This window comes from Nonomuraea rhodomycinica (assembly GCF_013363995.1).
GTDB lineage: Bacteria > Actinomycetota > Actinomycetes > Streptosporangiales > Streptosporangiaceae > Nonomuraea > Nonomuraea rhodomycinica.
On sequence record NZ_JABWGO010000001.1, the window covers coordinates 970926 to 983595 of the forward strand.

At 74.7% G+C, this 12670-nt stretch carries 11 protein-coding genes; 6 read left to right on the top strand and 5 right to left on the bottom strand.

The window, feature by feature from the left end; translation table 11 throughout:
* Positions 1–34: 34 nt before the first annotated feature.
* The 3 genes from HT134_RS04575 (at position 35) to HT134_RS04585 (ending at position 3552) form a co-directional block, all read left to right on the top strand.
* Positions 35–1084 (top strand): PLP-dependent cysteine synthase family protein, encoded by a 1050-nt coding sequence (locus tag HT134_RS04575; protein ID WP_175598959.1) that lies wholly within the window; start codon positions 35–37, stop codon positions 1082–1084.
* A complete protein-coding gene (locus HT134_RS04580) occupies positions 1081–2292 on the top strand; it encodes an MFS transporter (RefSeq protein WP_312887969.1) in 1212 nt (403 codons plus the stop codon). Before HT134_RS04575 ends, HT134_RS04580 begins: the two co-directional genes overlap by 4 nt.
* Positions 2293–2376: 84 nt before the next feature.
* Positions 2377–3552: an acetate/propionate family kinase gene (locus tag HT134_RS04585; protein WP_175598960.1), complete on the top strand. Its 1176-nt coding sequence runs from the start codon at positions 2377–2379 to the stop codon at positions 3550–3552.
* Positions 3553–3556: 4 nt separating this feature from the next.
* Here HT134_RS04585 and pta read toward each other — a convergent pair whose 3' ends face one another.
* Together pta and HT134_RS04595 are read right to left on the bottom strand one after the other, a co-directional pair.
* Positions 3557–5644 carry a phosphate acetyltransferase gene (gene pta / locus HT134_RS04590; protein WP_175598961.1) on the bottom strand — a complete coding sequence of 696 codons (2088 nt, stop codon included), beginning with the start codon at positions 5642–5644 and terminating at the stop codon, positions 3557–3559.
* Between the two features lie 45 nt (positions 5645–5689).
* Entirely contained in the window at positions 5690–6295 is a 606-nt protein-coding gene (locus tag HT134_RS04595; protein WP_175598962.1) for a TetR/AcrR family transcriptional regulator, read from the bottom strand.
* Between the two features lie 93 nt (positions 6296–6388).
* Here HT134_RS04595 and HT134_RS04600 point away from each other — a divergent pair, with 93 nt between their 5' ends.
* Positions 6389–7597 (top strand): cytochrome P450, encoded by a 1209-nt coding sequence (locus HT134_RS04600; protein ID WP_175598963.1) that lies wholly within the window; start codon positions 6389–6391, stop codon positions 7595–7597.
* On the opposite strand, the gene HT134_RS46725 is transcribed toward HT134_RS04600, so the two are convergent.
* Positions 7564–7896, bottom strand: coding sequence for a dihydrofolate reductase family protein (locus HT134_RS46725; RefSeq protein WP_175598964.1), 333 nt, complete (start codon positions 7894–7896; stop codon positions 7564–7566). The two genes, HT134_RS04600 and HT134_RS46725, sit on opposite strands and share 34 nt — an antisense overlap.
* Positions 7897–7963: 67 nt before the next feature.
* Here HT134_RS46725 and HT134_RS04610 point away from each other — a divergent pair, with 67 nt between their 5' ends.
* A complete protein-coding gene (locus HT134_RS04610; RefSeq protein WP_175598965.1) occupies positions 7964–8563 on the top strand; it encodes a TetR/AcrR family transcriptional regulator in 600 nt (199 codons plus the stop codon).
* Positions 8563–9126: a carboxymuconolactone decarboxylase family protein gene (locus tag HT134_RS04615; RefSeq protein WP_175598966.1), complete on the top strand. Its 564-nt coding sequence runs from the start codon at positions 8563–8565 to the stop codon at positions 9124–9126. The genes HT134_RS04610 and HT134_RS04615 overlap by 1 nt, the downstream gene beginning before the upstream one ends.
* 5 nt (positions 9127–9131) lie before the next feature.
* Here the strand turns inward: HT134_RS04615 and HT134_RS04620 are convergent, their stop codons facing one another.
* Both HT134_RS04620 and HT134_RS04625 read right to left on the bottom strand, forming a co-directional pair.
* A complete protein-coding gene (locus tag HT134_RS04620) occupies positions 9132–10013 on the bottom strand; it encodes a universal stress protein (RefSeq protein WP_175598967.1) in 882 nt (293 codons plus the stop codon).
* A gap of 80 nt (positions 10014–10093) precedes the next feature.
* A complete protein-coding gene (locus HT134_RS04625; RefSeq protein ID WP_312887970.1) occupies positions 10094–12376 on the bottom strand; it encodes a heavy metal translocating P-type ATPase in 2283 nt (760 codons plus the stop codon).
* Between the last annotated feature and the right edge of the window lie 294 nt (positions 12377–12670).

Here is a 12670-nt window from a genome sequence, read left to right on the forward strand (position 1 = left end):
TCCCGCCGCCGCGCGGGAGAAAAGCGTGTGAACCATGTCAGTGATCTCGTCTCCGTCCCGGCCCTCGTCCGCCTTGGCGCGGCTGGCCGGTGACACGCCCGTGTGCTGGATCGGGGAGCCCTTCGCCCCACCCGGCCGCGGTTTCTGGGCCAAGCTCGAAGGAGCCAACCCCGGCGGGCTGAAGGACCGGCCCGCCCTCCACATCGTCGGCCGCGCCCGGGCCAGAGGAGAGCTCGCCCCGGGCGCGATGATCGTCGAGTCCACGTCCGGCACGTTCGGCCTGGGGCTGGCGCTGGCCGGCATCGTCCACGGCCACCCGGTGACCGTGGTCACCGACCCGGGGATGGAGGCGATCGTCCAGCGGCTGCTGTGCTCCTACGGAGCGCGCGTGGAGACCGTGCGGCGTCCGCATCCGGACGGCGGCTGGCAGCGCGCCCGGCTGGACCGGGTCGCCGAGCTGCTCGCCGCCCATCCGGGCGCCTACTGCCCGCGGCAGTACGACAACCCCGACAACGTGGCCGCCTACGCCGGTCTGGCGCGCGAACTGCTCGCCCAGCTCGGCCGGGTCGACGTGCTGGTGTGCAGCGTCGGGACCGGCGGCCACTCCGCCGGGGTGGCGAGGACGCTGCGCGAGCACAACCCCCGGCTCCGCCTCGTGGGGGTGGACGCCACCGGCTCGACGATCTTCGGCCAGCCCGCCAGGCCGCGGCTCATGCGCGGGCTGGGCAGCAGCATCCATCCGCGCAACGTGGACCACGACGCGTTCGACGAGGTGCACTGGGTGGCGCCGCACGAGGCGGTGTGGGCCTGCCGCACGCTCGCCGCCACCCACTACACCACCGGCGGCTGGAGCGTCGGCGCCGTCACCGTGGTCGCCGCGTGGCTGGCCAGGACGGAGCCGGCCGGCCGCCGGATCGCCGCCGTCTTCCCCGACGGACCCGCCCGGTACTACACGACCGTCTACGACGACGGCTACTGCGCCGAGCACGACCTGCTCGGCCGGCCGCCCGCCCGCGAGCCGGACCGGATCGGGCACCCCGCCGAGGCCGAGGTCACCCGCTGGACCCGGATGGTGACGCGGTGACGTGGCGCCGTTTCGCCTCCTTCGACCGCAGCGTGCGGCTGCTGATGGTCAACCAGCTCGCCATCAACACCGGCTTCTACATGCTCATGCCGTACCTGGCCGGGCACCTGTCGGACGGCCTGGGCCTGGCGGCGTGGACGGTCGGGCTCGTGCTGGGGGTGCGCAACCTCAGCCAGCAGGGCCTGTTCCTGCTGGGCGGCGCGCTGGCCGACCGGCTCGGCTACCGGCCCGTCATCATCGCGGGCTGCCTGCTGCGCACGGTCGCCTTCGCGTTGCTGGGAGTCGCGGACGCGCTCCCCGCCCTGGTGGCCGCCTCAGCGATGACAGGCTTCGCCGGCGCCCTGTTCAACCCTGCGGTACGGGCATACCTGGCACACGACTCGGGCGAACGCCGGATTGAGGCGTTCGCGCTGTTCAACGTCTTCTACCAGACCGGCATCCTGGCCGGCCCGATGATCGGGCTCGCCCTGCTGAGCGTGGACTTCCGGCTGGTGTGCGCAGTGGCCGCGGCCGTCTTCGGGGTGCTGACGCTGCTCCAGCTCCTCGCCCTGCCGCCGTGCGGGGCGCGGGCCACGGGCGGGGCGGGCGGGCCGGCCGGATGGCGCGCCGTGGTCGCCAACCGGCCGTTCCTGCTGTTCTCCGCGGCCATGGCGGGCTCCTACGTGCTGTCGTTCCAGGTGTACCTGGCTCTGCCGCTGCTGCTCGGCGACGCCGGCGCGGTCGGTTCGCTGTTCGTGGTGTCGGCGCTGGTGGCGATCGCCGGCCAGCTCAGGATCACCGACTGGGCGCGCCGCCGCTGGAGCGGGCCGCAGGCCGTCGTCCGCGGGCTCGCGCTCATGGCGGTCGCGTTCCTGCCGCTGGTGCCGGCCGGCGCGGCGCCGTCCGGCGCGGCGCGGGTCGCGGCGGTGCTGGTGTGCACGGCGCTGCTGGCCGCGGGGACCGCGCTGACGTACCCGTTCGAGATGGACACCGTGGTGGCGTTGTCCCGGGAACGGCTGGTGGCCACCCACTACGGGCTGTACAACACGGTCGCCGGGATCGGCGTCACGCTGGGCAACCTGCTGGTCGGCGCGCTCGTGGGCGCCGGCTCCTCCGCTCTGGCGGGGACGGCGCTGTTCCTGCTGGGCGCGGCGTGCGCGGTCGCGGTGGGGGCGCTGAGCCGTACCGGACGGCTGACCGCGTCCGGGGCCGCCGCCGGTCGGCGGTGATCCCCGCACACCCGCGCCTCCAGCCTCTGCAGCCTCTCCGGCAACGAGGTGCGGCGGGGTCCGGCGGGAAATAGGGTCATGGTCATGGCCGGCTGCATTCTCGTCCTCAACACGGGATCCTCCTCGATCAAGTACGAGCTCGTCGACGTCACCACCCGCGAACGCCCCGCCGCCGGTCTGGTCGAGCGCGTCGGCGAGCCCGTCGGGCGGCTCACCCACCGCACCGGCGACGGGCCGCCGTACGTGCGCGAACAGCCCTTCCCCGGGCACGGCGACGGGCTGGAGGCGATGATGAGGGCGTTCGAGGAGGCCGGGCCCCGGCTGTCCCCCGTCGCGGTCGGGCACCGGGTCGTGCACGGCGGCACCCGGTTCACCGAGGCCGTGCTCGTCGACGACGAGGTCGTCACCGCGATCGAGGAGCTGGCCCCGCTCGCCCCCCTGCACAACCCGGTCAACCTCGCCGGCATCCATCTCGCGCGCAAGGCGTTCCCCGACGTCCCGCAGGTCGCGGTGTTCGACACCGCCTTCCACCGCACGCTGCCGCCGGAGGCCCACACCTATGCGGTGCCGCGCGACTGGCGCGAGCGGCTCGGCGTGCGGCGCTTCGGCTTCCACGGCACCTCCTGCGCGTACGTCTCGCGGCGCGCCGCCGCCGTCCTCGGCCGCGATCTCGCCGGCCTGAACCTGATCGTGCTGCACCTGGGCAACGGCGCGAGCGCCACCGCGGTCTCCGGCGGCCGCAGCGTGGACACCTCCATGGGCATGACCCCGCTCGAGGGGCTGGTGATGGGCACCCGTTCGGGCGACGTCGACCCGGCGCTCGCCGGCTACCTGGCCCGGGTGGACGGCCTGGACGCCCGGGCGGTGGAGCACGCGCTGACCAACGGCGGCGGCCTGCTCGCCCTCGCCGGAACCCGCGACATGCGTGAGGTGCGCGCCCGCGACGACGCCGAGGCCAGGCTCGCCCTGGACGTCTACACCCGGCGCATCCGCAAGTACGTCGGCGCCTACTACGCGCTGCTCGGCCGGGTCGACGCGATCGTGCTCACCGGCGGGATCGGTGAGCACGACGCCGCCACCCGCGCCGCCTGCCTGGGGGGACTGGAGCGGCTCGGCATCGCCGTGGACCCGGCGCTCAACGAGGCGGGCCCGGACGGCGAACGCGCCGTCTCCCCGCCCGGCGCCGAGGTGGCGGTGCTGGTCATCCCGACCGACGAGGAATGGGAGATCGCCCGGCAGGCCCACGCGCTCCTCTCATGACGGCTCACCTGACCACAGGGGCCTGAGCCCGGAGCGCTCCGTCCGCGCGGCCGGGATCCGGTGCGTCGTCGTGCACCTGGGCGGCGGTGATGGCGACGGTCGTGACGATGTCGGCGACGGTGGCGCCGCGGGACAGGTCGTTGACGGGCTTGCGCAGCCCTTGGAGCACCGGCCCCACCGCGACGGCTCCGGCGCTGCGCTGGACGGCCTTGTAGAGGTTGTTGCCGGTGTTGAGATCGGGCACCACGAAGACGGTGGCGCGGCCGGCCACCTGGCTGTCGGGCATCTTGGTCCGCGCCACGCCGGGGTCGACAGCGGCGTCGTACTGGATGGGCCCCTCCACCGGCAGGTCGGGGCGCAGCTCGCGGATCAGGCCGGTGGCGGCGCGGACCTTGTCGACGTCGGCGCCGGCGCCCGAGGTCCCCGTCGAGTACGACAGCATGGCGATCCGGGGATCGACGCCGAACAGGGCGGCGGTGCCGGCCGAGGAGATCGCGATGTCGGCCAGCTGCTCGGCGCTCGGATCGGGGTTGACCGCGCAGTCGCCGTACACGAGCACCCGGTCGGCCAGGCACATGAAGAACACGCTGGAGACCAGCCCCAGGCGCAGGATCTCGAACGCCGGCCTGATGGTGTGCGCGGTGGTGTGCGCGGCGCCCGAGACCATGCCGTCGGCCATGCCGGTGTGGACCATCAGCGTGCCGAAGTAGGACACGTCGGTGACGGTGTCGCGGGCCAGCTCGACGGTCATCCCCCGGTGCGCCCGGACCGCGGCGTACTCGTGGGCGAAACGCTCGCGCAGCTCCCCGTCGAACGGGCTGAGCACCCGGGCCTCGTCCAGGTCGAGGCCGAGCTGGGCGGCCTGCGCCCTGATGCGCGCCTCGTCGCCGAGCAGGGTCAGCCGGGCCACGCCGCGGCGCAGCAGGACGTCGGCCGCGCGCAGGACGCGCGGCTCCTCGCCCTCGGGCAGCACGATGTGCCGGCGCCGGGCACGCGCCCGGTCCAGCAGCTCGTACTCGAACATCAGCGGCGTGACGACGTCGGTCTTGGCGATGGCCAGCCGATCGAGCAGCAGCCGGCCGTCGACGTGCTCGGCGAACAGCCGCAGCGCCGTGTCGATCTTCCCGCCGGCCTGGGGGGTGAACTGGCCCTCCACCGCCGACAGGCGGGTCGCGGTGTCGAAGGTGTCGTGCTCGGTCACGATGACCGGCAGGGGGACGGCCATGCTGTGCAGCAGCCGGTCCACCGGGACGGGCAGGTCCGCGCCGCCCGTCATGATCACCGCCGACAGAGCCGGGAAGCCCGGCGCCGCGTGCGCCGCGATCAGCCCGGGCAGGAGCGCGGCGGCCCGGTCGGACGGGATGATCACCGCGGCGCCCTCGGTGTAGCGGTCGAGGATGTTGGGCAGCGACATCGCGCCGACCATCAGCGCGCTGGCCTCCCGTCCGAGCCCCTCGCGCTCGCCGAGGAAGAGCCGGCCGTCGCAGGCGTCCAGCAGGTCGGCGACGGTGGGCGCGCGCAGGGAGGGGTCCTCGGGCAGCGTGAACACCGGCGTGGGGTGCGGGATCGCGACGGGCTCGCCGGCCGCCCGGGTGACCACGACGGCGAGCTCCTGCGCGTGGTGCTGGGCCAGCTGCCGGGACGACAGCTCGACCGCCGCGGCGATCTCCGCGACCGTCCTGCCCCGTCCGCTCACCACGTTGAGCACGGGTGTGCCCAGGTCCGCGGCGAGCCTGGCGTTGAACTCGAACTCGGTCGGCGCTCCGACGTCGGTGTAGTCGGTGCCGACCACGACCACGGCGTCGCACCGTCCCGCGAGCGCCCGGTAGCGGGCCACGATGTCGCCGGCCGCGCGGTCGGCGTCGGCGTGCACGTCGTCGTAGGTGACGCCCGTGTACGTCTCGTACGGCGAGCCGAGCTGGAACCTGCTCCGGACGGTGTTGACCAGGTTGTCCTCGCGTCCCGCCCTGACCACGGGCCGGAACACGCCCACGGTCCCCACCTGCCGGGACAGCAGGTCCACCATGCCCAGGGCGATCGTGCCCTTGTTGCTTGCGGCCTCGGCCGCCGCGACGTACACCGCTCGTGTCATGGTCACCATTGTCCGCCCTGGCGCGGTGGCCGGGCGGTGGGGTGATCAGCAGCGGGCGGGCGGCGCGGCCGGAGGCAGGGGGGTGGCGCCGTCCGGGCGGAGGGCGTCGAGCAGCAGCACCAGCGAGCGGCGCCAGCCCTCGTCCGGCTCGCCGGCCGGTCGCAGCGTGCTGAGCAGCATGCCGAGGATCCGCACCAGGTCGTCCGGCTCCAGGTCGGCGCGCACCTGGCGGGCGGCCTGGGCGTTGCGCATGAGCCGGGTGAGCGGCTCGATGAAGCGGGACGCCAGGTCGGCGGTGAGCGCTCCCGCGTCCTTGGCCGTGGCCAGGATGCCCGGCTGCCCCGACCCGAGGGCCAGCACGGTCTCCAGCATGACGGACATGCCGCGCAGCGGGTCGGGCTCGGCGAGCGCACGGGTGATCGCCGGCTCGATCTCCTCGCGCATCAGCTCCTCGACGACCTCGCGGACGAGCTTCTCCTTGCTCGGGAAGTGGCGGTAGAGCGTCGCCAGCCCCACCCCGGCCCGCTGGGCGATCTCCTCCAGCGTGACGCCGCCGCCGGCCTCGGCGAACGCCGCCCTGGCCGTACGGGTGATCCGCTCCGCGTTGCGAGCCGCGTCGGCGCGCCGGCGGCGGGGCGCGTCGGTGCTCATGCACCCAGCGTAACAGGTGAGAGTTGGGTCTCACTTCCTGTGTTACGGTGGAAATGAGAGGCTGGTATCAGTTAAGTGAGAAGGAGCCGGTTGATGACCGAGATCCCGACGTTTCCGCTGCCGCCGCTGTTCGGCGACCCCGGGCCGTACGACGCCGAGGACTATCGGCGGCTGCGCGCCGACGGGCCGGTCGTCCGCCTGCCCCTCGCCACGGGCGGCCCCGACGTGTGGCTCGTCACCCAGTACGCCGAGGTGCGCAAGGTGCTCAGCGACCCGGCGCACTTCAGCAACGCCGCCCGCGGCCCGGACGGCCGCCTCGCCGACCGTTCGGACGAGTCGCTGAAGGGCTTCGTCATCGGCAACCCGCTGATGTACGACCCCCCGGAGCACACCCGGCTGCGCCGCCTGCTGACCGGCCAGTTCACCGTGGCCAGGATGCGGCACCTGCGGCCGCGCATCGAGCAGATCGTGACCGAGCACCTGGACGCCATGGAGGCCGCCGGGCCGCCCGCCGACCTGGTGCAGGCGTTCTCGTTGCCGGTCCCCTCGCTGGTGATCTGCGAGCTGCTCGGCGTCCCGTACGCCGACCGCGAGGACTTCCAGCGGCGCAGCAACCGGCTCCTGGACATGACGCTGGACCGGGAGGCGCACGCCGCCAACACCGCCGAGATGAACGCGTACATGTACGGGCTGATCGCCCGCGAGCGCGCCGAGCCGGGTGACGAGCTGCTCGGCCTGCTGGTGCGCGAGCACGGCGACGACCTCACCGACGACGAGCTGCTCGGGATCGGCAACACGCTGCTGGTGGCCGGGCACGAGACGACCGCCAACATGCTCAGCCTGGGCACGCTGCTGCTCCTGCACCGGCCGGACCAGGCCGCCGTCATCCGCGACGAGCCCGACGCCGTCACCCCGGCCGTGGAGGAGCTGCTGCGCTACCTGACCGTGGCGCACCGCGCCGGGCCGCCCCGGCACGCCACCGAGGACATCACGCTCGGCGGCCGGCAGATCAAGGCCGGCGACCTGGTGATCCCGTCGCTGCTGGCCGCCAACCGGGACGAGGCGTTCGTCAAGGAGCCCGACGAGCTCGACGTCACCCGCGACGCCGCCGGGCACATCGCCTTCGGGCACGGCGTCCACCACTGCCTGGGCGCGCCGCTGGCCCGGCTGGAGATGCAGGTCGCCTTCCCCGCGCTGCTGCGGCGCTTCCCGGGGCTGAAGCTCGGGGTGCCGTTCGAGAGCCTGCGCTTCCGGCTGCAGTCGACCGTCTACGGGGTGGAGTCGCTGCCCGTGACCTGGTGATCAGCCGGCGGACCGCCCCCGCCCTCCAGGTAGGCGGGCGGCCTGCCGCCCGGAAAGAGCCGCTCGCCCGCGCCCAGGATCACGGGGAAGGCCAGCAGCCGGTACTCGTCGACCAGGTCCTCGGTCATCAGCGCATGGACCACGCTCCGGCTGCCGGCGACGATCACGTCGCGCTCCTCGCGTCCGACGGCGTCGAGGAGGTCGCCGTCGACGACCTTCGAGCTCGCCCAGGCGGAGACGTCGGTCAGCGTCCGGGAGGCCGGCCCGCGCCCCGAGGTCGAACCGCGCGTGCGCGACACCGGGTTGCGCCGGGATCCCGGCGCGGCCTATCTTGGACCGGTCGTTCCAAGTTAGGGGGTGGCGGTAATGCCCGACGTCAAGCACTTCGATCCGGACGCGGTCCTCGACCAGGTGGTACGCCTGTTCTGGCGGCGCGGCGCCGACACCACCGGCATCGCCGAGATCGTGGAGACGACCGGTCTCAGCCGCTCCAGCCTCTACGCGACCTTCGGCGGCAAGACGCGGTTGCAGGCGGCCGCCCTGGGCCGTTACCTGGAGCGGCAGTCACGGCCGGTGTTCGACGCCCTGGCCGCCGACACCCGCGGCCTGCCCGCCATCACCGCGTTCTTCGAACGACTGGTGGCGGCGCGCTGCTCGGGCGAGCACGCCCGGTGGGGATGCCTGGTCACCAACACCCACGCCACGGCCGGCGGCGCCCTTCCCGAGATCCGCGAGCACCTGGACCGTCACCACGACGCGCTCCGGGCGGCGATGCGCACCGCTCTGCAGGCCGCCCGCGCCGAGGGCGGCCTCCGGCCCGGCCTGGACCTGGAGGCGGCCGCCGAGGCCCTGACCCTGCAGGCGTACGCGGTCAACCTGCGCTCGCGAGCCGGCGCCGAGGCGGCCGAGTTGCTGGCGGCCGTGCGCGCCGTCCTGGACGGTTTCACCACTACCGAGGAGAGATGATGAACGGTTTCCGCGTGTACGACGAGAGCGACGCCCCCGAGGCCGCCCGCCCGATGCTGGAGGCGGCCAGGAAGCGGATGGGCTTCGTGACCACGCTGAACGGGGTGATGGCCGAGTCGCCGGAACTGCTGGCGGGCTACAACGCGCTGGCCGAGCAGTTCGGCAGGTCGTCGCTGCCGGCGGCGGCCAAGCAGGTGGTGCTCATCACGGCCAGCGTGGAGAACGGCTGTGAGTACTGCGTGGCCGCGCACTCCACCCTCGCGCTGCGCGCACGCGTGCCCGCCGAGGTCGTCGAGGCGCTGCGCGCCGGCCGGCCCCTCCCCGACCAGGCGCTGGAGGCGGTCCGCCGCCTCACCCGTACGGTGGTGGCCCAGCGCGGCTGGGTGGAGGAGAGCGAGATCGAGGCGTTCCTGGCCGCCGGCCACACCCGCCGCCACGTGCTGGACATCGTGCTCGGCGTCGGCATGAAGACGCTGTCGAACTACACCAACCACATAGCCCACACCCCGCTCGACCCGGCCTGGCAGGACCAGGAGTGGACCCGGGAGCAGGCGGCGCTCTGACCACGTCACCGAGCGTCCGCCGGGCCGGCGCCCCCTTCGGGGACGACGGCCACGGGGCACAGCGCGGTCTCGGTCATCGCCCTGGCCACCGTGCCGAGAGCGCCGCCGGGCCGCGTGCGGTCCGCGCCGACGACGAGCAGGCCGGCCCCCTCGGAGGCGACGCGCAGGGCCTCACGCGCGGGCGCGATCAGCGCGCGGAGTTCGAGGCGGACGTCCGGGTGCCCGGCCCGCCGGGCCGCCAGGCGTTCGTCCATGCGGGCTCGCGCCGCCGTCCTCAGCGCGTCGGCGTCCGGGAGCGGGTCGATCTCGACGCCCCAGGCCATGCCCTTGACGTGGATGAGGTGCAGCGCGATCACCGGCAGTGACCGCAGGGCGGCCTCCGTGAAGGCGAATTCCACCGCTTCGTCCGGAGTGGCGGGCGCCAGCCCCAGCACGAGCGGCCCGCGGTGCGTCTGCGCGGGAACCGGGCCCGGACCGCGCACCACCACCACGGGCGCCCGCGCGCCGGCCGCCACGGACGCGGCCACGGAGCCGACGACGGAGCGGGCCGGCGCGCCCAGCCCGCGCGAGCCGACCACGACGAGGCCGGCGCCGGCCGACAGCTCCACGAGCCGCTCGGCCGCCGAGCCCTCGCACAGGTCGGTGGCGACGTCGGTGACCGAGCCGGTCGAGCGGGCGCAGTCCGCGCCGTGGTGGAGCACGTGCTCGGCGGCCTTGCGCAGGTGCGCCTTCGCCTCCGGTGGCGCCGCCCCGTACGGCCAGCGCCAGGCGTGCGCGATGGTCAGGGGCAGGCCCCTCAGCTCGCACTCGTCCACGGCCCACAGCAGGGCCTGTACGGAGAAGTCGGAGCCGTCGTAGCCGACGACCACTCGGGGCTGTCCCCCCATGCTCTCCACCTCGCTCCCGTCTCCCGCCGCGGTGACCTGATCACGGGGGAGGCTGGGCGAGGCCCCGGGGGCGCGGGCCGTCACTCCTCCCTCTGCCCCACGAGGGAGAAGTACGCCTCCTCCTCCTGCGCGAAGTGCAGCGTCAGGACGGCGTGCAGCCCGTACAGGCAGGCACGCAGGTCGTCCACCTGCTCGGGGAGCAGTCCGCGGGCGGAGGCCAGTTCCAGATGCCGCCCGAGCCGGGCCACCAGCCTCCCGATCTCGGCGTGGGCCCTGCTCATGGGGGCGGTCGCCTCCGGATCGCCGAGCAGACCGCCCAGCGCCGGGTACAACCGGCTCTCCTCGGCCCGCTCGTGCGGCAGGACCTCGTCCACCAGCACGTCGTGGACGCGGCGCAGCCGGGGAAGGACCACCGCGGACGGCCGGTCGAGCGCGTCGGCGGTCTCCCGCAGCAGGTCGAGGGCCGGGCGCAGGCGGGCGTGCTCCTCGTCGAAGCGGTGCAGCAGGTCCCCCGTGGGCGCGTCCACGGGCACGCGCGTGCCGTGCCCGCCGCTCAGCGCCCGCAGCGCGTTGAGGGTGACGGCGACGTCGATGGCCTCCTGCAGCAGCGCGCCCGAGGCGGGCGGCAGGGCGCCGAGCGCCGCCGCGAGCATCGCGAGCAGGGAGAGTCCCATGCCGGCGCCGGCGCTCTGCACGGCGATCCGTCGCGCCCGGCGGGCCACGTCCATCGCGTCGGCCAGGCGGTCGAGCCGATCGGTGGTGAGCACCACGTCGGCCGCCTGCGTAGAGGCCGCCGACCCGCGCGCGCCCATCGCGACGCCGACCTGGGCGGCGGCCAGGGCCGGGGCGTCGTTGACGCCGTCGCCCACCATGACGGTGGTCGCCCGCCCGGCCTCCGCCCGCACCCCGGCCACCTTCTGGGCGGGCGTGCGCTCGGCGAGCACCTCGTCCACGTCGAGGACGGCCGCGACGCTCTCGGCGACCTCCACGTGGTCCCCGGTGAGCATGACGATCCGCTCGATCCCGGCCGTCCGGAGCCTGCGCAGGGTACGGGCGGCGTCCGTGCGCACCGCGTCCCGCAGGAAGATCACTCCGGCGAGCTCGCCGTTCACGCACACCCACACCGTCATCGCGCTGTCGAGGGCCGCCCTGGACCGCTGCGTGGCCGTCCAGGGCGAGGAGGTGCCCGGGGGCGCCTTGCCCACCTGCACCTGCCGCCCCTCGACGACGCCCGCGGTGCCGCGGCCCGGCTCCTCCTGGACCTCCGCCGCCGCCGGCACGTCGAGCCCGCGCCAGGTCGCCGACCGGACGACGGCGGCGGCCAGCACGTGCGAGGACACCTGGTCGACCGCGGCCGCGAGCCGCAGCACCTCCTCCGCCGGGTGACCGGGCGCGGGAACGACGTCCACCACCTCGGGGCGCCCGCGGGTGAGGGTGCCGGTCTTGTCCAGCACGAGGGTACGGGCCCGGCCCAGGGTCTCCAGCGCGCCGCCGCCCTTGACGACGACGCCGGTGCGGGCCGTCCGGGACAGCCCGGAGGCGATGGCCGCCGGGGCGGCCAGCAGCAGGGGGCACGGTGTGGCGACGACCAGCACCGCCACCGCCCGCACGGCGTCGCCCGACAGCGCCCACGCCAGCCCGGCGACGACCAGCGTCAGGGGCAGGAACCAGGCCGCGAACCGGTCGGCCAGCCGCACGACCGGAGCCGTGTCCGCCTCGGTCTCGCGGGCCAGCCGCACCACGCCCGCGTACGTGCTCTCCTCGGCGGTCCCGGTGGCCCGCAGGTCGAACGCCGGTCCGGCGTTCACCACGCCGCTGCGCACGCTCTCGCCGGCGAGGTGCTCCACGGGCAGCGGCTCGCCCGTCAGCGCGGACTCGTCCAGCACCGCCTCGTGACGCACGACCACCCCGTCGACCGGGACCAGTTCGCCGGCCGGGACCACGAGCAGGTCGCCGCGCCGCACCTCCGAGACGTCCACCCGCGCGCCGCCGTCCGAGCCGTGCCGATGGGCCCAGCGCGGCGCCCGCTCGTACAGCGCCGTCAGGTCGCGCCGCGCCCTGCGCAGGGCGTACTCCTCCAGCGCCCGGCCGGTCGCCAGCATGACCGCGATCAGGGCGCCGGCCAGGTACTCCCCGACCGCGAGCGCCCCCACCAGGGCGAGCACCGCGATCGCGTCCACGCCCAGCCGGCCGGCCCGCAACGCCGACACGACCCACCAGAGCGCCGGGACCACGGCCACGACCGTGCCCGCCGCCCAGCAGACCTCGGCCGCCTCGCCGAGCCCGGCCAGGCGCAGCACGCCACCGGCGGTGAGAGCCACGAGCGTGACGCCCAGGAACGCGGCGAGCCCGAAACGCTTCACCTTCTCAGGCTGCGGGAACCACGGCCACCCCTCCAGGGCCTTTCGGCCTGCCCCGCGGGGCCGATGGCCATCGCCCCGTCCCCCAGGCGAAGGGCCCGGAATTATCAGCATGTCTACCGATACGCATACGGATTCCCAGCACGGTGACGAGCGCCTACCGTCTGGCTCGCAGTGATCCTTCGCACGTGCGACACACCCCCCGATTCCCGGCCGGCCCGTGCTCACAGGTGACCCCTGCGACGCGGGCCCGCGCGCGCCCACCCGGGCGGCCGGCCGGGGACAGCCGAAAGGAGC